Annotated in this window: 1 protein-coding gene; it reads right to left on the bottom strand. The window is 65.3% G+C overall.

All coding sequences use genetic code 11. The features are described from left to right. A partial coding sequence (locus tag D588_RS24810) for a hemagglutinin repeat-containing protein (RefSeq protein ID WP_043084955.1) occupies positions 1-755 on the bottom strand: 755 nt, incomplete at both ends.

Genomic DNA, 755 nt, shown 5'->3' with positions numbered 1-755 from the left:
ATCGTGGTGTCGTTGCCGCTGGCCAAGGTCAGCGTGTCGTTGGCCGTGACCACGCTCTCGGTGTGGAGGTTGCTGTTGCCCTTGGCGTCGCCCTTGCCGGCCGACACGGTCAGGTAGTAGCCGGTCGTCGCGCCGACGCTGACACCGACCTCGCCGCCGGCGTTCTTGTTTTCCGACTTGGTCGTGTTGGTTTCCTGCTGACTCAGCAGGTTGAGGTTGTTCGCCGCCGCCAATGCGACGTTGTCGCCGGCGATCTTGCTGCCGATGACGTTGAGATCGCCGCCCGTGGCCGCGATGGTCACATTGCCGTCGCTGAGGATGCGGCTGCCGCCGGTGGTCTCTTCGTGGGTCGTCGTCTTGCTGGACGCGCTGCTGGCACCGATGCCGATGCGCAGGCTCACGCCGGTGGCATTGGCCGCTCCCTGGGCACCATCGGCTGACGCCTCACCGGTTTTCGTCATGTTGCCGGCAACTGCTTCGCCGTTGTAGCCCTTCAGGCCGTTGCTGGCCAGACCAGCCGCATCGCCGATCGCGTATCCGGCCTTCGCCGCGTAAAGCGCCTTGAGCCGATCGTCGTCTACGTCCGAGCCACGTTTGACCGCCCCATACGCGGTTTGCGCCGCATCGACCAAGCCACCGGTCAATCCAAGGGTGATCCCCGCACTCTGCTGCTTGGACGTCTGCACCGTGTCCACGCGGTTCTCAACCGCGGCGATTGTCACGTCCTTGCCGACGATGGCGGTGCCGGTCTTGCT

It is taken from the genome of Xanthomonas sp. SHU 308 (assembly GCF_000364645.1).
GTDB classification, from domain to species: domain Bacteria; phylum Pseudomonadota; class Gammaproteobacteria; order Xanthomonadales; family Xanthomonadaceae; genus Xanthomonas_A; species Xanthomonas_A sontii.
Note: the sequence above shows the minus strand (reverse complement) of the source record. Positions and strands in the feature narration are given on the sequence as shown.